25 protein-coding genes are annotated in these 25321 nt (G+C 62.3%); 11 read left to right on the top strand and 14 right to left on the bottom strand.

Going from position 1 to position 25321, the window contains the following annotated elements:
• Nucleotides 1-2841, top strand: a complete 2841-nt coding sequence (locus tag NJC38_RS10285) for a class I adenylate cyclase (RefSeq protein WP_253114130.1) — start codon at nt 1-3, stop codon at nt 2839-2841.
• On the opposite strand, the gene NJC38_RS10280 is transcribed toward NJC38_RS10285, so the two are convergent.
• Together NJC38_RS10280 and cyaY are read right to left on the bottom strand one after the other, a co-directional pair.
• Entirely contained in the window at nt 2832-3056 is a 225-nt protein-coding gene (locus NJC38_RS10280) for a DUF1289 domain-containing protein (protein WP_045493993.1), read from the bottom strand. The genes NJC38_RS10285 and NJC38_RS10280 overlap by 10 nt on opposite strands.
• Before the next feature lie 2 nt (nt 3057-3058).
• Nucleotides 3059-3391, bottom strand: a complete 333-nt coding sequence (gene cyaY / locus NJC38_RS10275; RefSeq protein ID WP_045484869.1) for an iron donor protein CyaY — start codon at nt 3389-3391, stop codon at nt 3059-3061.
• A 380-nt stretch (nt 3392-3771) separates the two neighbouring features.
• Here cyaY and NJC38_RS10270 point away from each other — a divergent pair, with 380 nt between their 5' ends.
• From NJC38_RS10270 to NJC38_RS10245, 6 genes are read left to right on the top strand one after another with little or no spacing between them, the layout of a single operon-like run.
• Complete coding sequence (locus NJC38_RS10270; protein ID WP_045484871.1) at nt 3772-3918, top strand: lipoprotein; 147 nt, start codon at nt 3772-3774, stop codon at nt 3916-3918.
• A 9-nt stretch (nt 3919-3927) separates the two neighbouring features.
• A complete protein-coding gene (gene lysA, locus NJC38_RS10265; RefSeq protein WP_045484873.1) occupies nt 3928-5175 on the top strand; it encodes a diaminopimelate decarboxylase in 1248 nt (415 codons plus the stop codon).
• 3 nt (nt 5176-5178) lie between these two features.
• Nucleotides 5179-6009, top strand: a complete 831-nt coding sequence (gene dapF, locus NJC38_RS10260; protein WP_253114125.1) for a diaminopimelate epimerase — start codon at nt 5179-5181, stop codon at nt 6007-6009.
• A gap of 13 nt (nt 6010-6022) precedes the next feature.
• Nucleotides 6023-6754: a DUF484 family protein gene (locus tag NJC38_RS10255; protein WP_045484875.1), complete on the top strand. Its 732-nt coding sequence runs from the start codon at nt 6023-6025 to the stop codon at nt 6752-6754.
• A 2-nt stretch (nt 6755-6756) separates the two neighbouring features.
• The gene (gene xerC / locus NJC38_RS10250) at nt 6757-7656 is read left to right on the top strand and encodes a tyrosine recombinase XerC (RefSeq protein WP_253114113.1); all 900 of its coding nucleotides are present in this window, start codon (nt 6757-6759) and stop codon (nt 7654-7656) included.
• Nucleotides 7649-8341, top strand: coding sequence for an HAD family hydrolase (locus NJC38_RS10245; RefSeq protein WP_253114111.1), 693 nt, complete (start codon nt 7649-7651; stop codon nt 8339-8341). The genes xerC and NJC38_RS10245 overlap by 8 nt, the downstream gene beginning before the upstream one ends.
• A gap of 332 nt (nt 8342-8673) precedes the next feature.
• Here the strand turns inward: NJC38_RS10245 and sutA are convergent, their stop codons facing one another.
• From sutA to glnK, 4 genes are all read right to left on the bottom strand, one after another.
• Nucleotides 8674-9006 (bottom strand): transcriptional regulator SutA, encoded by a 333-nt coding sequence (gene sutA, locus NJC38_RS10240; RefSeq protein WP_045484878.1) that lies wholly within the window; start codon nt 9004-9006, stop codon nt 8674-8676.
• A 95-nt stretch (nt 9007-9101) separates the two neighbouring features.
• The gene (locus tag NJC38_RS10235) at nt 9102-9527 is read right to left on the bottom strand and encodes a secondary thiamine-phosphate synthase enzyme YjbQ (RefSeq protein ID WP_045493996.1); all 426 of its coding nucleotides are present in this window, start codon (nt 9525-9527) and stop codon (nt 9102-9104) included.
• A 233-nt stretch (nt 9528-9760) separates the two neighbouring features.
• Entirely contained in the window at nt 9761-11098 is a 1338-nt protein-coding gene (locus tag NJC38_RS10230) for an ammonium transporter (protein ID WP_253114109.1), read from the bottom strand.
• Between the two features lie 35 nt (nt 11099-11133).
• Nucleotides 11134-11472, bottom strand: coding sequence for a P-II family nitrogen regulator (gene glnK, locus NJC38_RS10225; RefSeq protein WP_002555808.1), 339 nt, complete (start codon nt 11470-11472; stop codon nt 11134-11136).
• A gap of 421 nt (nt 11473-11893) precedes the next feature.
• Between glnK and NJC38_RS10220 the strand changes: the two genes are divergently transcribed.
• The 3 genes from NJC38_RS10220 (at nt 11894) to NJC38_RS10210 (ending at nt 16017) form a co-directional block, all read left to right on the top strand.
• A complete protein-coding gene (locus NJC38_RS10220; protein ID WP_253114106.1) occupies nt 11894-12157 on the top strand; it encodes an accessory factor UbiK family protein in 264 nt (87 codons plus the stop codon).
• 483 nt (nt 12158-12640) lie between these two features.
• Nucleotides 12641-14284 carry a malate dehydrogenase (quinone) gene (mqo, locus tag NJC38_RS10215; RefSeq protein WP_253114104.1) on the top strand — a complete coding sequence of 548 codons (1644 nt, stop codon included), beginning with the start codon at nt 12641-12643 and terminating at the stop codon, nt 14282-14284.
• Nucleotides 14285-14877: 593 nt separating this feature from the next.
• A complete protein-coding gene (locus tag NJC38_RS10210) occupies nt 14878-16017 on the top strand; it encodes a pectate lyase (RefSeq protein WP_253114102.1) in 1140 nt (379 codons plus the stop codon).
• 65 nt (nt 16018-16082) lie between these two features.
• On the opposite strand, the gene gspF is transcribed toward NJC38_RS10210, so the two are convergent.
• From gspF to gspG, 7 genes are read right to left on the bottom strand one after another with little or no spacing between them, the layout of a single operon-like run.
• Nucleotides 16083-17294 (bottom strand): type II secretion system inner membrane protein GspF, encoded by a 1212-nt coding sequence (gene gspF / locus NJC38_RS10205; RefSeq protein WP_253114100.1) that lies wholly within the window; start codon nt 17292-17294, stop codon nt 16083-16085.
• On the bottom strand, nt 17294-18712 hold the full coding sequence (gspE, locus tag NJC38_RS10200; RefSeq protein ID WP_253114098.1) for a type II secretion system ATPase GspE: 1419 nt from the start codon (nt 18710-18712) through the stop codon (nt 17294-17296). Before gspE ends, gspF begins: the two co-directional genes overlap by 1 nt.
• Nucleotides 18709-21063, bottom strand: a complete 2355-nt coding sequence (gspD, locus tag NJC38_RS10195; RefSeq protein WP_253114096.1) for a type II secretion system secretin GspD — start codon at nt 21061-21063, stop codon at nt 18709-18711. Before gspD ends, gspE begins: the two co-directional genes overlap by 4 nt.
• Nucleotides 21060-21608 (bottom strand): type II secretion system protein GspM, encoded by a 549-nt coding sequence (gspM, locus tag NJC38_RS10190; RefSeq protein ID WP_253114088.1) that lies wholly within the window; start codon nt 21606-21608, stop codon nt 21060-21062. Before gspM ends, gspD begins: the two co-directional genes overlap by 4 nt.
• The gene (gene gspL / locus NJC38_RS10185; protein WP_253114080.1) at nt 21601-22773 is read right to left on the bottom strand and encodes a type II secretion system protein GspL; all 1173 of its coding nucleotides are present in this window, start codon (nt 22771-22773) and stop codon (nt 21601-21603) included. Before gspL ends, gspM begins: the two co-directional genes overlap by 8 nt.
• Nucleotides 22770-23741, bottom strand: coding sequence for a type II secretion system minor pseudopilin GspK (gspK, locus tag NJC38_RS10180; protein ID WP_253114077.1), 972 nt, complete (start codon nt 23739-23741; stop codon nt 22770-22772). Before gspK ends, gspL begins: the two co-directional genes overlap by 4 nt.
• 8 nt (nt 23742-23749) lie before the next feature.
• Nucleotides 23750-24199, bottom strand: a complete 450-nt coding sequence (gene gspG, locus NJC38_RS10175) for a type II secretion system major pseudopilin GspG (RefSeq protein ID WP_253114074.1) — start codon at nt 24197-24199, stop codon at nt 23750-23752.
• 135 nt (nt 24200-24334) lie between these two features.
• Between gspG and gspI the strand changes: the two genes are divergently transcribed.
• On the top strand, nt 24335-24721 hold the full coding sequence (gene gspI, locus NJC38_RS10170; RefSeq protein ID WP_253114071.1) for a type II secretion system minor pseudopilin GspI: 387 nt from the start codon (nt 24335-24337) through the stop codon (nt 24719-24721).
• 5 nt (nt 24722-24726) lie between these two features.
• Here gspI and NJC38_RS10165 read toward each other — a convergent pair whose 3' ends face one another.
• Nucleotides 24727-25158 carry a type II secretion system protein N gene (locus NJC38_RS10165; RefSeq protein ID WP_253114068.1) on the bottom strand — a complete coding sequence of 144 codons (432 nt, stop codon included), beginning with the start codon at nt 25156-25158 and terminating at the stop codon, nt 24727-24729.
• Nucleotides 25159-25321 lie beyond the last annotated feature (163 nt).

Here is a 25321-nt window from a genome sequence, read left to right as displayed (position 1 = left end):
ATGACGCACCCATTTGAAATTCGCCCCGACCTTGATCAGGGCATTGACCGCAAAGTCCTCAGCCAACTCAAAGACCGCTTCCTGAGCCTCAACGAGCGCCGTCTGGCACGCGCCATGGAAGGACTTTCCTCACGCCAGCAAAGCGTCCTGACCCTGCTGCCGCTGCTGTTTCACGTCAATCACCCGCTATTGCCCGGTTATGTATCCGGCAATACGCCAGCCGGTGTGTCGAATTACGAGCCGGCGGCCCCGGTCCTGGCCGAAGCACAACGGCTGACCCGGTCTTTCTCGCACAAGCCACGCCATGGTCATGCGGTGCAGCCAATCCACGGACTGTTCCTGATGGGCAGCCTGGGGACGCTGGCACAGGCCGAGCAAAGCGATATGGACGTCTGGGTCTGCCACGACAGCGAACTGACACCCGAAGCCATTGCCGAGCTGCGCAAGAAATGCCAGGCACTGGAAGCCTGGGCCGCCACCCAAGGCGCCGAAGCGCACTTCTTTCTGGTCGACCCACAACGCTTTCGCGAGGGCGAACGCGAGACGCAACTGAGTTCAGACGATTGCGGCACCACCCAGCACTACCTGTTGCTCGATGAGTTCTACCGCACCGCCATCTGGCTTGCCGGGCGCATTCCACTGTGGTGGCTGGTGCCAGCCTACGAAGAAGCCCGTTACGAGCAGTATTCGCACACCCTGCTGTCCAAGCGCTTCATCCGCGCCGATGAAGTGCTCGACCTGGGCAATATGGCCCACATTCCGGCGGGTGAGTTCGTCGGCGCCGGGCTCTGGCAGTTGTACAAGGGCATCGAGTCACCTTACAAGTCGGTGCTCAAGCTCTTGCTGATCGAGGTCTATGCCAGCGAGTACCCGCATGTTCAGTGCCTGAGCCTGCGTTACAAACAAGAGGTGTTCGCCCACCGCCTCGACCCGGACGAACTCGACCCCTACATCGTGGCGTACCGACGCATCGAAGAGCACCTGCTGGCCCGCAACGAGCCCGAACGTCTGGAACTGGTGCGGCATAGCCTGTACTTGAAGGTCAATAAAAAGCTGACCGGCCGGCAGCGCAGCAGCGGCTGGCAACGCCAGTTGCTGGAACATCTGACCCGTCAATGGGGTTGGAGTGAACAGCAACTGACCCTGCTCGACAACCGTAACCACTGGAAAGTCCGGCAAGTCAGTCACGAACGTCGCGCGCTGGTCAACGAACTCAATTACAGCTACCGCTTCCTGACCCAGTTTGCCCGCACCCGGCAGGTCGCCAACTCGATCAATACCAGGGACATGAGCGTGCTGGGCCGTCGCCTGTATGCCGCTTTCGAGCGTAAAGCGGGCAAGATCGAGTTCATCAACCCCGGTATCGCTCCGGATCTGGCCGAGGACACCCTGACCCTGATCCACCTGCCCAACCCGCGTGAGCCGGGCAAACACCAGTGGAGCCTGTACAACGGCAATCTCGGCGTGCAGGAGTATGAAAACCATGCGCCGATCAAACGCAGCCGCGAGCTGATCGAGCTGCTGACCTGGTGTCATCGTAACGGCGTCATCGACAGCACAACGCGCCTGGCACTGCATCCCGGCAGCAGCGATCTGAGCGAGATTGAGCTGTTCAACCTGATCGGCGCCTTGCAGCAGAGCATCCCGCTACCGTTGCCGAGCGTCAGCGACGAGCAACTGTTGCAACCCAGCGAGCCTGCGCAAATTCTCTTGCTGGTCAATGTCGGGGTCGACCCACTGCGCCATCACCGCGACCTGAATATCCTGATGACCACTGAGCGTACCGACTCGCTGAGCTATGCCGGGACGCGCGAAAACCTGGTGCTGACCCTCGACCAGGTGACCCTCAATAGCTGGAACGAGACGCTGGTCAGCCGCTATGAGGGGCCGCACGCGCTGCTCGACTGCCTGACCGAATTGCTCGGCAGCCTGCCCGACGGCGGCACGCAGCCGCGCATCCAGGTGCGCTGCTTCTGCCATAACCGCGCACCGGCCATTGCCCAACGAGTCGAGGAAATCATCGATACCGCCCGCTTGTTGCAGGCCCGTCGCCTGAACCACCGCTACCTGTTCCAGGTCCAGCAGCAGTACCACGTTCTGGCCTTGCTGCCCGACCAGACAACCCAGGTGGTGGTCAACAGTGTGGCGGGGCTGTTCACCTATCTGGGCGAAGAACTGCCTTGCTACAGCCCGCTGTATCTGGACCCGCATGCCCTGGACGATCAAGACCTGCCGTTGATCATGCCCTACGGTCAGCCAGAATGCCTGCAGGTGTTCTATCGGGTTATCGACCGTTACGCCGACCTTTATGTGCTCGACGAGCACAACGCACTCTGGCATCAGCGCCTGCCATGGCACGACGAGCAAAGCCTGTTAATGCCCTTGCAGCGTTTCTTCCACTCACTCATTTACCGGCGCGGCGCCTCGCTGCCCCTGGATAATCCGCACGAGCCGGTGTCGCTTGAGGTGCTGTATTACCAGATCCTGCCTTCAGGCAGCGGCCATGCCCGCAGCATCGAACCGCGTCAGGCGCCGACCACAGCGGACAAGCCGTTCTATGACGTGCAGGCGATTATCGAAGAGGCTTCACCGGGGCAGATGAACGTCTCGCTGTACTGCAATAACCGGGAGTTCACCGAACTGGAGCATGGCGACCAGCTGTACGCCGTGGTCGCCCGGCAGATCCTTGCCCAGCGTCAGGAACCGGAGCGCTACCGCTGCTACATCACCGACCTGGACTTGTCAGGGCTGCTCGATGACGGCCACGGCCAGAGCATCCTTTACCTGCGCCACAAGGCGCGGCTGGAAAAGCTGCTGAATGAGGCGATGGATCAGGCCTGAGCCTGCAGCCTGCGCTGCTCGGCGGCATGACGGATCTGCCGGCGCCGCTCGTCATCGGCCGAGCGCCACTCGCGAATGTCTTCCACATGCCGGAAACAGCCCAGGCAGACCTTGTCTTCATCCAGCCGGCAGAGGCTGACGCACGGCGAAGCAACAGCCGGGCTGACGTTGCTGTACAGCGGTTTGGGAGGTCGTGGAGCGGCGCCGGTGGTCATCATCAGATCTCGTCGAATTCCAGTTCGACGCCCGCCTGCTCAAGAGTGATGCGCGGCAGCATTTCGCTCAGCAGTTCATCACTGGTATCACAGACCCAGCGATTTTCTTCCTGGTCGTAGTCGAAGTGATAACCGCCTGAGCGCGCCGCCAGCCACAGCTGACGCAGGGGTTCCTGACGGCTGAAGATCAGTTGCGAGCCATTTTCGAACTTGACGGTCAGCACGCCGGCCGAATTTTCCAGATCAAGGTCCAGATCGCTCTCGTCGAAGATGTCCTCCAGGGCCTGCTGGGTGGCATCGACCAGATCGTGAAAACGCGCTTCGGTCAAACTCATGGGGGAACCTCGCAAAAGTGGTCAGGCATCACATGCCGCGCACGATACGGGCGCAGCCGGGCAAATGCAAAGCCTGGCCGCCTGCTTGTTCGTCAGGCGTCGATAATCCGCCATTTTTCTGACCCGGCCAGTCATTGCCGCGCTGGCAGGCCGTTGAAAAACATTGGCGAGGCAGCCAGTGCAAGGCAAAAACAGACGAGAAAGCGCAGTTTACGGGCTGTAAATGAGCATTGTGAGCCTGTTTTTAACGCCGCAATGGCAACGCAGGCAGTTTTTCAACAGCCTGCCAACCCCGCCAGACGGGAGGCGCGCTGCATAGGCAAGCCGTCAGGTGGCCGGTATACTCGGGCCCAATCAAAGCTTATACAAAGGATTTCGCCATGAAGCGCCTGATCTCTTCGCTTGCTGCGCTCGTCGCGGTTGCCTGTCTTGTCACCGCCTGCGGCCAGAAAGGCCCGCTGTACCTGCCTGACGACACCAAGTCTGCCGACGAACAAGCCAAGTCGCACTCGCACAAGCACAACTAAGGGACCTCAATGGACGCTTTCAACTACCGCGACGGCGAGCTGTTCGCGGAAGGCGTGGCGCTGTCTGCCATCGCCGAACGTTTCGGCACACCGACCTACGTTTATTCGCGCGCGCACATCGAGGCGCAGTACAACGCCTATGCCGACGCCCTGAACGGCATGCCGCACCTGGTCTGCTTTGCAGTCAAAGCCAACTCCAACCTGGGCGTGCTCAACGTGCTGGCCCGCCTGGGCGCCGGCTTCGACATCGTTTCGCGCGGTGAACTCGAACGCGTTCTGGCGGCGGGCGGGCGGGCTGACAAGATCGTCTTCTCCGGCGTGGGCAAGAGCCGCGACGACATGCGCCGGGCGCTGGAAGTCGGCGTGCACTGCTTCAACGTCGAGTCTACTGAAGAGCTGGAGCGCCTCCAGCTGGTGGCCGCCGAGCTGGGCGTACGCGCGCCGGTATCGCTGCGGGTCAACCCGGACGTCGACGCGGGCACCCACCCTTACATTTCCACTGGCCTGAAAGAGAACAAGTTCGGCATTGATATTGTTCAGGCCGAAGACGTTTACGTCCGCGCCTCGCAGTTGCCGAACCTGGAAGTGGTCGGCGTCGACTGCCATATCGGCTCGCAGCTGACCACTCTGGAACCGTTCATCGACGCGCTGGACCGCCTGCTGGATCTGGTCGACCGGCTGGGTGATTGCGGTATCCACTTGCGCCATATCGACCTGGGCGGCGGCCTGGGCGTGCGTTACCGCGATGAAGAGCCGCCTCTGGCTCAGGATTATATCCAGGCGGTGCGCAAGCGCCTTGAAGGCCGCGACCTGGGCCTGGTATTCGAGCCGGGCCGTTTCATTGTCGCCAACGCCGGCGCCTTGCTGACCCGTGTCGAGTACCTCAAGCACACCGAGCACAAGGACTTTGCCATTGTCGATGCGGCAATGAACGACTTGATCCGCCCGGCCCTGTATCAGGCCTGGATGGACGTTTCGGCGGTGCAGCCGCGTGACAGCGCGACCCGCCCTTACGACATCGTCGGCCCGATCTGCGAAACCGGCGACTTCCTCGCCAAAGACCGCGAGCTGGCCCTGGCTGAAGGCGACCTGCTGGCCGTACGCTCGGCGGGCGCCTATGGTTTTGTCATGAGCTCGAACTACAACACCCGTGGCCGCGCCGCCGAGGTGCTGGTCGATGGCAATCAGGCCCATGAAGTGCGCCGCCGCGAAACCCTGACCGAGTTGTTCGCCGGCGAAAGCCTGCTGCCGGAGTAATCCATGCTGCTGCGTTTTACCAAAATGCACGGGCTGGGCAATGACTTCATGGTTCTGGACCTGGTCAGTCAGCACGCGCACATCCAGCCCAAGCACGCCAAGCAATGGGGTGACCGGCATACCGGCATCGGCTTCGATCAACTGCTGATCGTCGAGGCACCGAGCAACCCGGACGTGGACTTTCGTTACCGGATCTTCAACTCCGATGGTTCCGAGGTCGAGCAGTGCGGCAACGGTGCGCGCTGCTTCGCGCGCTTCGTGCTGGACAAGCGCCTGACCGCCAAACGCAAGATCCGCGTCGAGACCAAGAGCGGGGTCATCGAGCTGGACGTCCGCAATGACGGCCAGATCAGCGTCGACATGGGCCCGCCACGGCTGGTTCCCGAGCAGATCCCGTTCCAGGCGCCGCAACAGGCCAGCAGTTATGATCTGCAGGTCGACGGCCAGACCGTGCAACTGGCGGCCATATCAATGGGCAACCCGCACGCGGTACTTCGCGTTGAAGACATCAACAAGGCCCCGGTGCATGAGCTGGGACCGAAGATCGAACACCACCCGCGCTTCCCGGCCAGGGTCAATGTTGGTTTCCTGCATGTCGTAGACCGCCAGCGCGCGCAGTTGCGCGTCTGGGAGCGTGGCGCCGGGGAAACCCAGGCCTGCGGTACCGGTGCCTGTGCAGCCGCCGTCGCAGCCATCAGTCAGGGCTGGATGGATTCACCGGTCATGATTGACCTGCCCGGTGGCCGCCTGAGTATCGAATGGGCCGGGCCGGGCCAACCGGTGTTGATGACCGGGCCGGCGGTACGGGTCTACGAGGGTCAGGTTCGTCTATGAGTGAGCAAATGCGATGACCGATCAGCCTCCAGCTTCAACCCTAGTCGAGCAGCCATCCACTGCGGATGCGCGGCTCAATCCTGAAGCGGAGGCGGTCATCGCCTACCTGCTTCAGCACCCGGAGTTTTTCTCCGAGCACGACGAACTGCTGGTAAGCATGCGCATCCCGCACCAGCGCGGCGACAGCGTGTCGCTGGTCGAACGCCAGCTCAAGCTGCTGCGCGAACGCAACATCGAGATGCGTCACCGGCTGTCACAGTTGATGGATGTCGCCCGCGACAACGACCGGCTATTTGAAAAGACCCGACGCCTGAACCTGACGCTGATGGACGCCGGCAGCCTCGAAGAGCTGATCATGGCCGTCGAAGACAGCCTGCGCCACGACTTCCAGGTGCCCTTTGTCAGCCTGATCCTGTTTGGCGACAACGGCATGCCGGTCGGCCGCTGGATCAGCAGCAGCGAAGCGCAGAAGGCCATCGGCGGGCTGATGGGCGACAAGGCTGTGTGCGGCGCACTGCGCGATCACGAGCTGGCATTTCTGTTCGGTGCCGAACCCGCCAAAGAAGTCGGCTCTACCGCGCTGGTGACCCTCAATCATCAGGGCCTGCATGGCGTGCTGGCCATCGGCAGCCGTGACCCGCAGCACTACAAGAGTTCCGTGGGCACGCTGTTTCTAGGCTATATCGGCGAAGTGCTGAGCCGTCTGCTGCCGCGCTTCACTCATGCCTTGCGCTCGGTGCGCTGAGATTGGAGCAGCAACTGCAAGCCTACTGCGAGCATTTGCGCAGTGAGCGTCAGGTGTCACCGCACACCCTGCTGGCTTATCGCCGCGACCTGGGCAAGGTCCTGGCCTTCTGCCAGAAACAGGCGCTCGGCGACTGGAGCGCTCTGGACATTGCGTTGCTGCGCAGTTTTATCGCCCGCCAGCATCAGCAGGGCCAGTCTTCGCGCAGCCTGGCGCGCCTGCTGTCAGCCGTGCGCGGGCTGTATCAGTATCTGAACCGTGAAGGCCTGTGCCAGCACGACCCGGCAGGCGGCCTGGCGCCCCCCAAAGGCGAACGGCGACTGCCCAAGACCCTCGACACCGACCGTACAGCGCAACTGCTCGATGGCGCGGTGGAAGACGATTTTCTGGCCCGTCGCGATCAGGCCATCATGGAGTTGTTCTACTCCTCAGGCCTGCGCCTCTCGGAGTTGACCGGCCTGGACACCGACCAGCTGGACCTTGCCGATGGCCTGGTACAAGTGCTGGGCAAAGGCAGCAAGACCCGGGTTCTGCCAATCGGCAGCAAGGCGCGTCAGGCGCTGGAAGAGTGGCTCAAGCTGCGTGCCCTGGCCAACCCGCGCGACAACGCGGTATTCATCAGCCAACAGGGCAAACGCCTGGGCCAGCGCGCGGTGCAGGTGCGCCTCAAGGCCGCCGGCGAGCGCGAACTGGGCCAGAACTTGCACCCGCACATGCTGCGCCACTCCTTCGCCAGCCACGTGCTGGAGTCCTCCCAGGACCTGCGTGCGGTGCAGGAGCTACTCGGCCATGCCGATATCAGCACCACGCAAATCTACACTCATCTGGACTTCCAGCACCTGGCCACCGTGTACGACAGCGCCCATCCACGGGCCAAACGCAAAGGCAATGCCCATGATTAAGCTGATCACCTTCGACCTGGACGACACGCTCTGGGATAACGCCCCGGCCATTGCCGGCGCCGAAACCCTGCTGCGCGACTGGCTGATTGAACACGCACCCCGCCTTGGGCCAGTACCGGTCGAGCACCTGTGGGAAATCCGCACCCGGCTGATCAATGCCGAGCCCGGCCTCAAGCACCGGATCAGCGCCCTGCGCCGCAAAGTGCTGTTTCATGCCCTGCGCGACGTCGGTTACGACGAAGACCAGGCACTGGACCTGGCCGAGCGCAGTTTCGAAGCGTTTCTCCATGGCCGCCATCAGGTGCAGGTGTTCCCGGAGGTCCAGCCGACCCTGGAAATCCTTGCCAAGACCTATGCACTGGGCGTGATCACCAACGGCAACGCCGATGTGCGGCGCCTGGGCCTGGCCGACTACTTCAGGTTTGTGCTGTGCGCCGAGGACCTGGGCATCGGCAAACCCGACCCCGCGCCGTTTCGCGAGGCGCTGCGCCGCGCCAACTGCGAGGCAGACCACGCCGTGCATATCGGTGACCACCCGGAAGATGACATTGGCGGCGCCCAGCGCGCCGGGCTCAAAACCATCTGGTTCAACCCGCAGGGCAAGGTCTGGGAAGCCACCCATCGCCCGGATGCAGAGATCCATAACCTGTCGCAATTGCCCGAGGTGCTGGCACGCTGGGGCTGACGAATCAACGCCGCCGCGTCACAACCGCGATTGCACGAGGGGCTGGGCGACGCTGCGCTTTAGTGGCGGCTTCGCAGCAAAAGCCAATACTGTTCAGATAAGCACTGCGGACCCGGTGGGAGCGAGCTCTGCTCGCGAAGAGGCCAGTAAAAACACTACATCTGCTGCGAATGTGCCGCCCTCTTCGCGACCAAGGTCGCTCCTACAAAGGCATGCAGTACTTAACTGAACAGTATTGCAGCTAAAGCTGCTCCTGCGAGGGCCATGCGCCGGATCACAGGCAAGAAAAAGCCCGCAGCGACAGCGGGCTTTTTCTTTACGCTCAAGACGCCTCAGATAGGGCGGCTGCCGTACTTGTTGTCCGGCTTCTTGGGCGGGTCGGCCACCACATTGGCCTCGACTTCCTGCACTTTGCCGCCACGAGAGAGAAACTCTTCCATGGCGCGTGCCAGAGCGTCGCGATCCTTTTGTTTGGCCTCGATGCTGGGCAGTTCATCGACCGATACTGCAGCCTTGGACTTGCCTTTGGCAGGCGCGGCCGTAACTTCGCCGCCATCATCAGCATCAGGAGCGTCGTCTTCAGGCGCTGCGCTGAGCTCCTCGCCTTCGTCCTCGCCTTCCAGGTCGTCTACCAGATCATCGTTATCGTTGTCGTCGTCGCTCATGTTCTACCTCATGACTTGCGAAAGCAGATTAGTTATAGCTCAGCAACCCGGAAAATCGAGCCGCCGTGAGAACCAGCAGCCGCTCAAACCAGCGGCTATTCCCGCTCACCCTGAAGGGTGGCCAGGACCCGGCGAGCACCACCGCGATCACGATGCTCACCGAGATAAACACCTTGCCATGTACCCAGCGCCAAACGTCCGGCCGTCACCGGCAAAATCAACTGGCAGCCTAGCAAACTGGCCTTGAAGTGCGCCGGCAGGTCATCAGGACCTTCATCGTTGTGTTCGAAGCCCGCCACACCCTGAGGCACCAGGCGGTTGAAAAATCGCTCGAAGTCACGACGCACAGCCGGGTCGGCGTTTTCGTTGACGGTCAACGACGCCGAGGTATGTTGCAACCACAGATGCAGCAATCCAACCCGACACTCCCGTAGCCCGGACACGCCGGCAACGATCTCATCGGTGACCAGGTGAAACCCGCGCGACCGCTCTCGCAGGGTGACCACTGATTGCTGCCACATACCGTTCTCCACACGTTCGGCGCGCATTCTAACTCGCCTGAGAAAAAAGCAAAGCGCCATAAACCTACATTACTGTCAGCAATAGCCGTTGCTGGCAAAAGTGCCGTCGAGACCGGCGCAAACGATCTATAACACTGCGTGATGCACAATCAATGACAGCATCGCAGCGCGGGTGATCCATAAATTTCAGACAAAAAAAATGCCCGGCTAGCCGGGCATTTTTCGCAGAAGGCTTACAGGTTGTAGCCGCGCTCGTTGTGTTGCGCAAGGTCCAGACCAACGACTTCTTCTTCTTCGTTGACCCGCAGCCCCATGACCACATCCAGCACCTTGAGGATCACGTAGGTCACGATTGCGGTGTACACCACGGTGAAGGCGACACCCTTGAACTGCACCCAGACCTGGGCGCCGATGTCAGTCACGGTGCCGAAGCCGCCCAGCGCAGGGGCTGCGAACACACCGGTGAGGATCGCCCCGACGATACCGCCGACACCGTGCACGCCGAAGGCATCCAGCGAGTCGTCGTAGCCCAGCTTGCGCTTGAGGCTGGTGGCGCAGAAGAAGCACACCACACCCGAGACCAGGCCGATCACCAGAGCGCCCATCGGGCCTGCGGTACCGGCGGCCGGGGTGATTGCCACCAGGCCTGCCACCACACCCGAGGCGATGCCCAGAGCACTTGGCTTGCCGTGGGTCAGCCACTCGGCGAACATCCAGCCCAGCGCCGCAGCCGCGGTTGCGATCTGGGTGACCAGCATCGCCATGCCAGCGGTGCCATTGGCGGCGGCAGCGGAGCCGGCGTTGAAGCCGAACCAGCCGATCCACAGCATGGCCGCGCCGATCAGGGTGTAACCCAGGTTGTGCGGAGCCATTGGCGTGGTCGGGTAGCCTTTACGCTTGCCCAGCACCAGGCAAGCCACCAGGCCCGCGATACCGGCGTTGATGTGGACCACGGTGCCACCGGCAAAGTCCAGTACGCCCCAGTCCCACATCAGGCCGCCAACACCGCCCCAGACCATGTGGGCGATCGGTGCGTAGACCAGGGTGAACCAGATGGCCATGAACACCAGCATCGCGGAGAACTTCATGCGCTCGGCGAAGGCACCGACGATCAACGCCGGCGTGATGATCGCGAAGGTCATCTGGAAGGTAATGAATACCGCCTCAGGGAACAGCGCAGCAGCGCCAGTCAGGCTCGAAGGGGTCAGGCCCGCCAGGAAGGCTTTCTCGAAGCCGCCGACAAACGAACTGAAGTTGACCACGCCTTCTTCCATGCCGGTAGTGTCAAACGCCAGGCTATAGCCGTAGACCACCCACAGGATGCTGATAAGACCGGTAATGGCAAAGCACTGCATCATCACCGAGAGAACGTTTTTCGAGCGAACCATGCCGCTGTAGAACAGTGCCAGGCCCGGAATGGTCATGAACAGGACCAGCGCGGTGGCGGTCAGCATCCATGCGGTGTCACCGGAATTGAGTACAGGTTCTGCAGCAGGCTCAGCCGCCAGGGCCAGACCAGGTAAAGCGAGGGACAACAGGGCTCCAAGCCCTGCGAATTGACGCAGAGTCATAGTGTTTCTCCTGGGGCTTTAGGGGGGGTGGCGGCTTAGATCGCGTCGGTATCGGTTTCGCCGGTACGGATGCGGATCGCCTGTTCCAGATTCACGACGAAAATCTTGCCGTCGCCAATCTTGCCGGTGTTGGCAGCCTTGGTAATGGCTTCGATAACCCGGTCCAGATCCTTGTCGTCAATGGCGACATCGATCTTCACCTTGGGAAGGAAGTCGACAACGTATTCAGCACCGCGATACAGCTCAGTGTGACCTTTCTGACGTCCGAAGCCTTTGACCTCAGTGACAGTGATGCCCTGCACGCCGATCTCGGACAACGATTCGCGTACGTCATCGAGTTTGAACGGCTTGATGATTGCAGTGACTAGTTTCATGAAACTCTCTCCCGAATTGGTGGACTTGCCCCAGGAAAACAAACCCGTCTCAAGTCTAAGCTCAGTGCCTGGCTTTGTAACGTGTCGGTCGCCTGTTCAGGTCGACACCGACGCCAGATAAACGCATCTGACGATCTACTTCTCCGTTGTGCCTGCCGCACTGCATTTGTCACGTCGACTGCATCAGTGCAGGGGTCACGAAGGTCTATTGCAGAAAGCTTGCCATGTCGGAAAAAGTCACTGAATTCAGGTCGTTGCTGCCTTGCAGGCCTGCAACACCGGGCACAGGCGGCCGCCGCCCGCACAATAACGGTGCGTACGTGCACACCCTTGTGCGCAATAAACGTGCATCTGACCGAGGGAAAATGCCCCACAGCAGCTCGTGCTACACTGCCAGCCCTCTTGAGTCCGGGAATTGATCATGCTCGCCCCCAAAGCCCTCCTCGATGCCCTGAGCGACCACGCTTCGCGCCTGTTCAATGGCGAGACGCCGCTGCCGCGCAGCGAGTTCGAAAGCCAGTTCAAGATTGTGCTGCAAAGTGCTTTCAGCAAACTCGATCTGGTCAGCCGGGAAGAGTTCGACAGCCAGATGGCCGTCCTCGCCCGCACGCGTGCGCGCCTTGAAGCACTGGAAGCCAAAGTTGCGCAACTGGAAAGCAAAATCAGCCCGGCCACGCCGGACTGATCGGGGTCATGGTGCCCTTTGACACATGCCGGATAACGGCATGTTCGTCACCATCAACACGCTAATTGCCAAGACCCTATCTATTAGAGGTCTTTATTACGGGCGTTTTCGTCTAAAATGCCCGGCTGAATCGTTCAGGCCTTGTTTCTGACGCCTCTAAAGCGCGCAGCACAGACTGCGACAGCCTGACGAAAGGGACTCGTGATCCACTGATGGGTGTGAGTTAAACAGGCTTGCCCTGGCGCCACGACGCCAGCCAGACCTGAGCAGACAAGTGTCATCGAAGTCGCTGAAGCCAACAACTTATAAGAAGTCAGCACGGGAGGGACATAACAATGAGGTCGATCGTTATCGATCTGGTGAGTCGCCCTTCCAGTCTTGTTGAGGACGGGTCCGGCCCCAATGGCATCTGATATGCCTGCGGCCAGGCCAGTCTCAGCCCAAGAATGGTGGGAGGACGGCATTAATCCTAGGAACTACAACATGTTTAAGAAAGTGAACACGGCCTTGCTGGGCTTGGCACTCTCGGCGGGTTTCATGTCTGCCCATGCTGCCGAAGCCAAAAAAGTGGATGTACTGCTGGTCGGCGGCGGCATCATGAGTTCGACCCTGGGTATCTGGCTTAACGAGCTGGAGCCAGGCTGGTCGATCGAAATGGTCGAGCGCCTCGACGCGGTAGCCGAAGAAAGCTCCAACGGCTGGAACAACGCCGGTACCGGCCACTCCGCCCTGGCCGAGCTGAACTACACGCCAGAAGGCAAAGACGGCAAGATCGACATCTCCAAGGCGATCGAGATCAACGAGTCGTTCCAGATCTCCCGTCAGTTCTGGGCCTGGCAGGTCAAGAGCGGCGTGCTCAAGGACCCTCGCTCGTTCATCAACTACACACCGCACATGAGCTTTGTCTGGGGCGACGAGAACATCGAGTTCCTGAAAAAGCGCTATGAAGCGCTCAAAGCCAGCCCGCTGTTCAGCGGCATGGAATACTCCGAAGATCCGGCGCAGATCAAACAGTGGGTTCCACTGATGATGGAAGGCCGCGACCCGAGCCAGAAGATCGCTGCCACCTGGAGCCCGATCGGTACGGACATGAACTTCGGCGAGATCACTCGCCAGTTCGTCGGCCACCTGAAAACCAAGCCTAACTTCGACCTCAAGCTGTCCAGCGAAGTCGAAGAGATCAAGCGCAATGCCGACGGCACCTGGCGCGTGACCTACAAGAACCTCAAAGACGGCACCGAGAACTCGACCGACGCCAAGTTCCTGTTCATCGGCGCCGGCGGTGGTGCCCTGCACCTGCTGCAGGCATCCGGTATTCCTGAAGCCCAGGAATACGCTGGCTTCCCGGTGGGTGGCTCGTTCCTGGTGACCGAAAATACCGAAATCGCGGCAGCCCACCTGGCCAAGGCCTACGGCAAGGCTTCGGTCGGTGCACCACCGATGTCGGTTCCGCACCTGGACACCCGCGTGCTCGATGGCAAGCGCGTCATCCTGTTTGGCCCATTCGCGACCTTCTCGACCAAGTTCCTGAAGAACGGCTCGTACCTGGACCTGCTGACCAGCACCAACACCCACAACATCTGGCCAATGACCAAGGTCGGCATCAAAGAGTACCCGCTGATCGAGTACCTCGCCGGCCAGGTCATGCTGTCTGACGAAGATCGCCTGGAAGCCCTGCGCGAATACTTCCCGAACGCCAAGCAAGAAGACTGGCGTCTGTGGCAAGCCGGCCAGCGCGTACAGATCATCAAGCGTGATGAAGAAAAAGGCGGCGTGCTGAAACTCGGCACCGAGATCGTTGCATCCAAAGACGGCAGCATCGCCGGCCTGCTGGGCGCATCGCCAGGTGCTTCGACTGCGGCGCCAATCATGCTGAGCGTGCTGGAGAAGGTCTTCAAAGACAAAGTCGCCACCCCGGCCTGGCAGGAAAAGCTGCACCAGATCGTGCCTAGCTATGGCACCAAGCTCAACAGCAGCCCTGAAGCGGTTGCCAAAGAGTGGGCCTACACCGCTGAAGTGCTGCAACTGCCAACCCCGCCGGCAGTGAACGGCAACACTGCAGTTGCCCCGGCAGCAGCACCGGCCAAGCCACGTGAGAGCAACGCAGCGACCGATATGGCACTGTAAGGCTGCACGTTGTTGCAACAGCTACATCCCGAGCCCCGTCAGGCCTTGCCTGGCGGGGCTTCTTTATTACCGCAAACGTTGCCAGGGCCGGCAGCCGAAAAAATGTTACAGCCGCCGTTACCCGGTAACGGTCGTACAATGTGCAGCCAACGCCAATCACGATGACACGCTCGAACTAGAGCGGACAAAGCCCAACTAAGCAAACCTCATCACACAACAGTAGAAAAGTTACCATTCTACTCACGCACTAATCCGCCACGATTCAGTCCCTCGCCAACAAAACCTTTAAAGCCAACAAACAGACTCATTAACCCACTGAGTTAACTGGCTTTATTATAAAACCTGACTATCTATGGGCGCTCTCTCAGGCTCTTTGGTGCGCGCACTTAGGCACTATCAACCATGAACGGGATAGCGTGAAAGAGTGCTCACTTTTGCCAAAAAAGTCATACGACAACACACCAATAAACTGCTAGGCTGCTTCTCGCAGCGGACGTTATTCGCTGCCAGAAGGCGATAAGGACGTCCGCTCGAGCAACGTGTCGGTTACCCGGTGCGTTAAATACTCAAGTTAATCAAGGATCCGATTACTTATGACCAAGTCTGCAACTTTCACTGCCAGCAAATTGGCGAGCGCTGTTGTCGCCTCGCTGTTGTTCACCAGCCTGGCTGCCCAGGCCGATATCGCAACCGACGTCGCCACCACCGGCTGGGCCACCCAGAACGGCGGCACCAAAGGCGGCTCGCGTGCGGCGGCCAACAATATCTACACCGTCAAAAACGCCGCCGAACTGAAAACCGCGCTGAGCGCCTCGGTTGGCAGCAATGGCCGGATCATCAAGATCAACGGCGTCATCGACGTCAGCGAAGGCAAGGCCTACACCACCACCGCAGACATGAAAAAACGCGGCCGCCTGGACATTCCGGGCAAGACCACCATCGTCGGCATCACCAACAATGCCGAAATCCGCGAAGGCTTCTTCTACGCCAAAGAAAACGACGTGATCATCCGCAACATCACCATCGAGAACCCATGGGATCCCGAGCCGATCTGGGATGCCGATGACGGCAGTGCAGGCAACTGGAACTCCGAATACGATGGCCTGACCATCGAAGGTGCCAACAACGTGTGGGTGGACCACGTGACCTTCACCGATGGTCGCCGCACCGATGACCAGAACGGCACCGCCAATGGTCGTCCCAAGCAGCATCACGACGGTGCGCTGGACGTCAAGAATGGCGCCAACTACGTCACCATCTCCTACACGGCGTTCAAGTCCCACGAAAAGAACAACCTCATCGGCTCCAGCGACAGCCGCACCACCGATGACGGCAAACTCAAGGTCACCATTCATAACAGCCTGTTCGAGAACATCTCGGCCCGCGCACCACGGGTGCGGTTCGGCCAGGTGCATCTGTACAACAACTACCATGTGGGCAGCACCAGCCATAAGGTCTACCCGTTCAGCTATGCCCATGGCGTTGGCAAGAACTCGAAGATCTATTCCGAGAAGAACGCCTTTGAAATCTCCGGTATCAGCGGCTGCAGCAAGATCGCCGGCGACTACGGTGGCAGCGTCTACCGCGACCAGGGTTCGACCCTCAATGGCAGCACGCTGAGCTGCTCCTGGAGTTCGAACATCGGCTGGACCCCGCCCTACAGCTACAACCCGTTGAACGCCGACAAAGTGGCCGCCGACGTCAAAGCCAAGGCCGGTGCCGGCAAGCTCTGACCCAGCCCGGTGAGCCGCGCATGAAGAACCCTCGGCAACGAGGGTTTTTTATTGCGCCTGACGCGTCACTGCACCAGCTGGTTGATCTCGATGATCGGTAGCAGCACGGCCATGACGATCAGCAGCACCACCGCGCCCATGACCACGATCATCAACGGCTCCAGCAGCGCGGTCATGCCCATTGCCCGGCGTTCGATATCCCGCGACAGGGTCTGCGCCGCACGGTCGAGCATGGGCGGCAGCGAGCCGGTTTTCTCACCGCTGGCGATCAGGTGAATCAGCAGCGGCGGGAATACATTCTCCATGCGCAGCGCGGTGGCCAGATTCACACCTTCACGCACTTTGGCAGTGGCTTCGCTGACGCTCAGGCTCAACCGGTCGTTGGACAAGGTCTGACGCGCCGCCTCCAGCGCCCTTAACAGCGGCACCCCGGCGCCGCCAAGGATCGCCAGGGTCGAGGCGAAACGCGCGGTGTTCAGGCCCAGTACGAAGCGGCCAAACAGCGGTAGCCGCAGCACCCGGCGATGCCAGCTCAAGCGCGCCGCCGGCCGGCGCAGGTACAGCCGCCAGGCCCAGAAGCCACCGGCCAGCATCGTGGCGCACAGCCAGCCCCAGGCGCGGATGAAATCGCTCGCTTCGAGCATCGCCACGGTCAGCCCCGGCAGGTCCTGGCGCGCCTGGGAAAACGCACTGACCACCTGCGGCACCACATAGCTGAGCAGAAAGATCACGATGCCGACCGACAGCAGCCCGACCACACCGGGATAGATGAACGCGGTGAGAATCTTGCTGCGCAGGTTGTTGCGCTCTTCGATGTAGTCGGCCAGCCGCTCCATGACCTGGGCCAGGTCGCCGGACTCTTCACCGGCCGCAATCAGTGCTCGGTAGATGTCCGGAAAATCCTGGGGCCGCGCCGCCAGCGCGTCGGCCAGGCGCATACCGCCGCGCACATCAGTGCGCACCGCGCTGAGGGTCTGGGCGACGTGCTTGCGTTCAGCCTGCTCGACGGTGGCGCTCAGGGCGGCTTCCAGCGGCAGGCTGGCACCGAGCAGGCTTGCCAGTTGGCGGGTGGCCCAGGCCAGATCGTTGTCGGTCAGCCGCGCGCTGAACAGTCCTGCACCGCCGTTGCTGGCCGTGCTGTCTTGCTGTTGCACCGACAACGCCGTCAGGCCGCGGCTGCGCAGAATGCCAAGCGCCGCGCTCTGGCTGTCAGCGTCCAACAGCCCGGACTCGAGCTTGCCATTGGCGTCGGCGGCTTCAAACCGGTAGCGATTCATCAGACGTCCCGTGTCACGCGCAGGATTTCCTGGGGCGCGGTAGTGCCGTTGCGGATCCAGCGTTCGCCATCGTCACGCATGCTGAGCATGCCGTTACGCTGCGCCGCGGCACGCAGAGCCAGTTCACCCGCGCCCTGATGGATCAGGCTGTGGATATCGTCATCAATGCAAAACAACTCATGAATCCCGGTACGGCCGCTGTAGCCGGTGTGGTTGCACTCAACGCAGCCCAGCGGCCGCCAGGTGCCGGGCGCAGCCGGGTCTGGTTGCCGGCAATGCACGCACAGGCAGCGCACCAGACGCTGGGCCAGCACACCGAGCATGGATGAGGCGAGCAGAAAAGGCTCGACGCCCATGTCAATCAGACGGTTGACCGCCGACACCGCATCGTTGGTGTGCAGGGTGGCCAGCACCAGGTGGCCGGTGAGCGAGGCCTGGACCGCGATCTGCGCCGTTTCCAGGTCGCGGATTTCGCCGATCATGATGATGTCCGGGTCCTGGCGCAGGATGGCGCGTAACGCCAGGGCAAAGGTCATGTCGATTTTGGCGTTGACCTGGATCTGGCTGATGCCCGGCAAGTCATATTCGACCGGGTCTTCCACGGTGATGATGTTACTGATGGTCGCATCAAGCCGGGCCAGCGCGGCGTACAGGCTGGTGGTCTTGCCGCTGCCGGTGGGGCCGGTGACCAGCACGATGCCGTGGGGCTGGCGGATCAGCGTATCGAGCCGGGCCAGCAACTGTGGGTCCATGCCCAGGCTTTCCAGGTGCAGACGCCCGGCCTGTTTGTCGAGCAGGCGCATCACCACCCGCTCACCGTGGCCGGTGGGCACGGTCGAAACGCGAATATCGATCGGCCGCCCGGCGACCCGCAAGGCAATGCGGCCGTCCTGAGGCAGGCGTTTCTCGGCAATGTCGAGCTGGGCCATGATCTTGATCCGCGACACCAGCGCGCCGTGCAGCGCCTTGCGCGGCGAAACCACCTCGCGCAGCGTGCCATCGACCCGATAGCGCACCACCGAATGAGTTTCGAACGGCTCGATGTGCACGTCGCTTGCCTGGTCACGCGCCGCCTGGCTCAGCAGGGCATTGATCATGCGGATCACCGGCGCGCCGTCCTGGGTGTCGAGCAGGTCGGTGATTTCCGGCATGTCCTGTATCAGCCGGTCGAGATCGACTTCATTTTCCGCCGCACCGACCACTGCCGCCGCGCTGCCGGTATCGGCGTAGGCACTGGCCAGCAAACCGTCAAGCTCGTCATCGCGTACCCGCTGCAAGCGCGCCGGGCCGAACTGGCGCCGCACCTCGCTGATCGACCAGCCCGGGGTCGACGGGCAAACCGTCAGTACCGCCCCATCCGGGTCTGCGCTGAGCAAAATGCGCTGGGCCTTGGCCCAGGCATAGGGCAAGGCGCTCATAACGCTGGCGTTCCTTGCACGGGCAGCGCACTGCCACGCGGCGCCGGCACACCCAACGCGGCAGGCGGTAACTGCGGTGCCTGCATATCCGGCATTGCCCAGTTGCGCTCCGGTTGCAGCGCGCTCTGGGCACGGCGGATGAAGTCATAACGATTGAGCGTGATGCTGCGTCCTGCCGCGCTGTCGCGGATGATGTAAGGGCGCAGGAACACCATCAGGTTGGTCTTGTTGAGCGAGCGCCGCTCATTGCGAAACAGCGCGCCGACGCCCGGCAGGCTGCCCAGCCACGGCACCGCTTCGTTGCTCTGGCTGTAGCCATCCTGCAGCAGGCCGCCCAGCACCATGATCTGTCCGTCATCGAGCAGGATGCTGGTATCAATGGCGCGCTTGTTGGTGACAATGCCTGCGGAACTGGAGGTCGACGACGCACGCTCGTCGATGCTGCTGACCTCCTGATAGATGTCGAGCTTGACCGTGCCGCCTTCGGAAATTTGCGGCCTTACATTGAGTTTCAGGCCGACCTCTTCGCGGGTCACGGTCTGGAACGGGTTGTTGCTGGTGCCACCGCCACCGGTCACGTAACTGCCACTGACAAACGGAATGGTCTGGCCGACGAAAATACTCGCCACCTCGTTATCCAGGGTCAGCAGGTTAGGCGTCGACAACACGTTGGAGCCGCCCTTGCTCTTCAAGGCGCGGGCCAGCACCTTGAGGTCGAGGATCCGGCCAATACCTGGGATCTCCACGGTGCCATTGACGTAGCCCAGGTTCAGCCCCTGGGGCAGCACATCGACACTGCTCTGGCCATTGAGGTTGAGCCCCGAGCCGCCCAGGTTGGCACCGCCGATCACCCCATTGCCATTGAGGTTGCCGGTCTGCCATTGCACACCGAATTCGTTGGCGTCGTCCTCGGCCACCTCGACGATCAGGCTCTCGATCACCACCTGTGCGCGGCGTTGGTCGAGCAGATCGATGACCTCGCGCAGGTTGCGGTACAGCGGCTCCGGCGCGGAAATCAGCAAGGTATTGGTGGTGGTATCGGCCTGGATGGTCACGCCACCGGCGCTGAACGCGACGTTCTGCTCGCCTGCCGCCGCGTTGCCCTGGCCGTAAGCAGCGCCGCTGGACTGGCCAAAACCACTGGTCACGGTGCTGCTCGACGCACTGGCTGACGCTGCACTGCTGCTGCCGGATGAGCTCTGGCTTTGCCCGTTCTGCCCGGAGTTGCTGCCCATCGAGCTGAGGATCGAGCGCGCCGGGTCACCATTGCCGCTGTCACTCTCGCCGGTCAGCAGACCGCGCAGCGCTTGCGCCAGTTTGCTGGCTTGGGCATTGCGCAGGTAAACCACATGCAGATTGCTCGGGTTACTTTGCGCATTGTCGAGCTTGTAAATCAGGTTGCGCGCCAGGTGCGTGCGTTCGGGGCTGCCGGCGCGCAGGATGATGGTGTTGGAGCGCGCATCGCCGATCACCGAAATCTTCTGGGTCGGGTCACCACCCGGTACATCAAGCAGCTCGGCCACCAATGGCGCAATGTCCACGGCAATGCCGTTCTGGATCTGCACGACATCGGTGTCAATGGCGCTGGGGGTGTCGATCTGCTCGATCAGTTGCGCGACCCGCGCCAGGTTATCGGCCTCGTCAGTGATGACGATGGTGTTGTTGCCGGGGTAAGCGTTGATCGGGTTGTTGGGGGCCACGATCGGGCGCAGCACCGGAATCAGGTTCACCGCGTTTTCATAACGCAGCCGGAAGGTGCGGGTGATCATGCCGTTGCCGGCCGGTTTGTCGGCACTGTAGATCGGCCCGCCGAGCAGCTTGGCATCGGCTTCCGGCACCACCTGCGCGACCCCGCCGACATCCACCACACTAAAGCCCTGCATGCGCAGCGCCGCCAGCAGAATGCTGTAAGCCTGACGCGCCGGCACCTGGCCTTCGGAAACCAGGGTCAGGTTGCCCTTGACCCGCGGGTCGACCAGAAACTGCTGGCCGGTGGCGCGCGACAGCGCACGCACCACAGCCTGAATATCGGCCTCGACAAAGTTCAGCGTCACCGGCTGTTCGCCCAACCCCAGGCCAGCCGCTGATCGGCTACCGATGCTGGCGGCGGTACGGCCGCGCTCGCTGATGTTATGCAGTTGCCGTGGCGCAGGCCGCGCTTGCTGTTGCGCACGCTGGCGATCAAGCAGCGCATCGCCGCTGCGCGGGGTATCGGCCAGCGGCCGGCCCAGCTCGCTGTCGACCAGCAAAGGCGGCTGGTGCGGCGCGCGGCTGCTGGCGCAGCCGCTCAATGCCAGCAACAACAGCAGCGGCAATACCCTGCGTCCTGCCTTGGATTGTGACCCCTTCATGAAGCTTCCTTAGCGCCCTGCGCCTGATCCATGCGAACAGTGCCAGACAAAGTCCCGGCGCTGTCATCGGTAGCGTTATCGCCGGCCCGTTGCAGGTGCGCTTCGACGATCGGCAGCGCGCCGGGCCGTTGCCGCCCCAGCAGCCAATCGATCAGCGCATCGGCCGGGGCCGCATCGAACGTCAACTGCCAGCCGCCATCGGGCCCGGCCTGCAACTGGTAATGCCCGGCCAGCCCGTAAGCCTCCAGGCCCTGCCGGAGCGCTTGCTCGGTGTCGCCGCCAGCGGCCTGCACACCGGCTTCGCGCAGCAAGTTCTCCAAAGCCTGGGCCTGGCCTTGCAGCTTGGGCGTTTGCGCTTGCCAGTAGGCAATAGTCTTGAGCGGTGGCTGAATCAACAGTGCCCACAACAACAGCCCGACCAGCAGCAGCGCCCCACCCGTCAGCACCCGCTGTTCGCGCAGCGACAGTGCCTGCCAGGCCGCCTGACCGCGCGTGCGCCAGCGCAGCCAGTGGGCGCGAATAATGGCCGGCGACAGCTTACTCATCGATGTCCTCCAGCGGCTGGTCATGAATGTCCGCCGTGGCTGGCGCCGCATTCAGGGTCCAGATCCGGTCAGTGCGCGCGGCGCTGAGCCCCGCCTGGGCCAAGGTTGCCTGCACGGTCTGGTCAGGCGCCAGTGCCGCACTGTCCGCCGCCAGCTCCAACTGCAATTGGCCGTTGCTGAAGCTCAGCCGCTGGACGCTGCCGACCAGTGCCGGCAGCGCCTCGCCGGCCTGCCGCAGCATGGGCACAAAGCTCTGCGCCGGCAGGTGCCCCGAGCCGCCCTGCCGCGCCGTCAACTGCTGGCGGGCTTGCTGTAGCGGGTTGAGAATCACCGGCAGTTCCGGGAAGGCCTGGCGGACTTGCGCACTCATCTGCGCCTTGAGTTGCTGGCCGTGCTGCGCTTCACGCGCGGCGTACAGATTCAGGCCCAGCAACCACACCGTGATCGCCAGCGCGCAACAGGCCAGCGCCTTGCCCCAGCCCGGTGTCGAAGCGCCTGCACGGCTTGGCGAACCCTGCAGCCCCCAGCCCGGCACCGGCCCCGACCAGCGCTGTTCGGGCGCCGTGTGTGCTTGCGCACCTTGCGGGGCCGGCGCACCGATCCAGTGCACAAGGCTGCCGCGCAACGCCAACGGTTCCAGATGATCCTCAAGCATCGGCTCGACCGCCGCGTGATCCAGGCCATGACGTACCAGCAGGTGCCCGTCTTCGACGCTGGCGCTGATCGACCCTTGCGGGGCCAACGCCAGCCGGTACGGCGCCGGATACAAGCCAGCCAGCTTCAGACGGTGCTGGGTCAATGCCAGGTTCAGACGCTGCAGGTCGGCCTTGGCCAGCCATGCGACCTGCACCTGCCCGTCATCGCCGCGGCGGCCATGGGCGACCTGCAGCGCCTGACGGCTGCCCAGCATCATCGTCTCGACGGCGCACGCCACGGCAGCACCGAGCCGGGCGGCCGAGAGCGGCGGTAACGGTAGACGGGTGAGCACGGTGTCGGAGGGGTGCAAAAAACACTCGACGCTGGCCGGCCCGGTGCTGCCCAACTGCCGGACTGTGCCGTGGGCAGCTTCCAGCAACTGCCCATGACGATCGAGGCGGGCAAACTCCAGCGGGCTGTCGGGGGTCAGCTCACGCAACGGCGGCAGGGCAATGCGCAGTCGGCTCATACCCCAGGCCTCGCCCAGATCACTCGCGGCATCTCGTGCTGCGTACGATACAGCAAGGCTTCCAGCGAACTGCGCCGACGCTCTTGGCGGGTCTGGCCCTGATACAGAAACCATTCGCTGGTGGTGCCGACATTCAGGCTGTCGATCGACACCTGTGCAAGCCCCAGGCGGTTGACGAAGTCACCACGGTTGATGAACCACTGGCCACGATCACGCGCCTGCACCAGCGCCCTGGCCTGGTCCAGCGCCAGCCCCGGCACCACGGCCGCCAGTACTTCGGCACTGGCCGTGTTGCTGTTGACCCAGGTATTGCCCGGAATGATGCTGACGTAACGGCCCAGTCGCTCCAGCACCGCCTCATCAATACCCGCAATACTGCGCAGGTCGCTCAACTGACTGAGTATTGGCAAGCTTGCCGGCACTGGCCGGCGCGCCGCATCAAGCCGATTGGAAAAACCGCCCGAATCGCGCCCCGTGGCCAGGCTGTCAGCGCCCTCAGGATAATGCGGGAAAGACGCAATGACCCTGGCACTGATGCGCCGCGCCAGGCCGGGGTCGATATCAATCATTGCGCACAACCGCTCGAAACTGCGCAGTTGACCGCTGTCGAGCCGTTCGTTAAGCAACAGATTATGCAGGTTGAACTTGCCCTGCTGGTCTTGCAGGCGCGCCTCAAGCGCCTGGCCGGCATTGCCGGGGCCGTACTGCCCGAGCGGCTGATTCCAGAGTTGATCGGGCCGGGTGACCGAATTTTGCTGGCCGGCAACCCACAACAAGCGGCGGCCCGCCTCCAGGCCGCCCAGCAGCACCTGGCTGCCCTGCACCCGGAACTGCTCGGCCTCAAGGGTGCGGGTGAACACCCCTTGGCGCGCCAGCATGCCGGCGGCAATCACCGCCACTACGGTGACAATCAGCAAGGCGCTGATAATCGCGACGCCGCGCTGGCGGGTGGGCAGATGAGGGCTCACGGCGGCGCTTACAGCTGCCAGGAACCGATATCGGCATTTACGCCGTCGCCGTCAGGCTGCCCGTCGGCGCCCAGCGAGAAGACATCGATCTCACCATTGGCACCGGGGTTGAGGTAATAGTAAGGACGCCCCCAAGGGTCGTTGGGCAGACGTTCAAGGTAGGCGCGCCAGTTATTGTTTCTGGCATTGGCGGGGCGCTCGACCAGCGCCTTGAGGCTCTGGTTCTGGCTCGGGTAGCTGCCGTTATCCAGGCGGTAAAGCTTCAGCGCCTGCATCAGGCCGGCAATGTCCTGCTTCGCGGCGGTGGCTCTGGCCTGGTCTGGCCGGTCAAGCACCTTGGGCACCACGACGGCGGCAAGAATGCCCAGGATCACCACCACCACCATGATCTCGATGAGGGTGAAACCACGTTGACGACCACGGCCTGACGGCGTGGATTTGAGGCACGCGAAATCCATTTCACTCTTCCTTGACTTGTTTCAATCCTGCACGCAGTGTAACAAAACTAACACTGTTGAATAGCCCAATACCCAGCCCCTCAGGCCAGGCCGATACGCTGTTGATCCGCCGCCTGTTTCGAGCAAGAGTCAGCCATGGAGCGGTTGCGCAAGGAGCGAGGTTTTACCCTGATCGAGGTGCTGGTCGCCCTGGCGATCATTGCCGTGGCGATGTCAGCGGCCGTGCGCGTCGCCGGCCTGATGACCCAGAGCAACAGCCTGCTGCACGACCGCGCCATTGCCCTGCTGGCGGCCCAGAGCCGTATCGCCGAGTTGCGTCTGGAAAACCGCCTGCTGCGTGGTGTGCGCAGCGTGCGTTGCGATCAGGGGCGCCTGCAATTGCGCTGCGAACAAAGCATTGCTGCCACGCCTGACGGGCAATTGCTGCACGTTCAGTTACGGGTACTGGATAACCAGCGCCAGGCACCGCCGCTGGCCAGGCTCGAAACCCTGCTCAACCCGCCGCAGGGCACCCCGCAATGAACCGCTCAGGGCCGGGTCAGACGCGACAGCGCAGGCGTCTGGGGCAATGGCGTGATATACAGCCGGGTCTGCTCCGCACCCCGCTCGATGAGCACCGCGCCCGCTTCGATGGCCGCCAGGCGCACCCCTTGGGTCAGTGCTTCACCGGCCCGGAAACTGCGCGGCGGGCCGCCATTGATGGCGAGAATTGCGAACGCGCCCTGCGCGCCGGCCATGACCCCGGAGACGCGGATGTCCACTGCCGCCGGCTGGTTGGAAAACCACTGCAACGCAGGATTGTCGGAGCGCGCCAGCGGCGCGGGGCTATCAATGACCGGCGTACGCGATTGGGCCGGCGTCAGAAACACCGAGGACCACACCAGCACGCCGGCCAGCGCGGCCAGCAGCGCCGTGGCCTGGACCAGTTGCGGCGCCGATAAACGAAAGGCAAATGCCACGGGTAAACCTCCTTGTTGTCCGGTATGGCAGTCTACAGGGCACCTCTAAAAACTACCTACGTTGCCATTGCTGCCTCGCTTACGTTTTTAGAAGTACCCTACAAGACGCCTGTATCTTGGCCGAACCAGCAAGGACGTCAAGTTATCCACACAGGAATGCCGC

The sequence above is a fragment of the Pseudomonas sp. 21LCFQ010 genome, from assembly GCF_024129905.1.
Lineage (GTDB): Bacteria > Pseudomonadota > Gammaproteobacteria > Pseudomonadales > Pseudomonadaceae > Aquipseudomonas.
The sequence above is the reverse complement of the archived record's forward strand: the minus strand, read 5'-3'. Positions and strand labels throughout refer to the sequence as shown.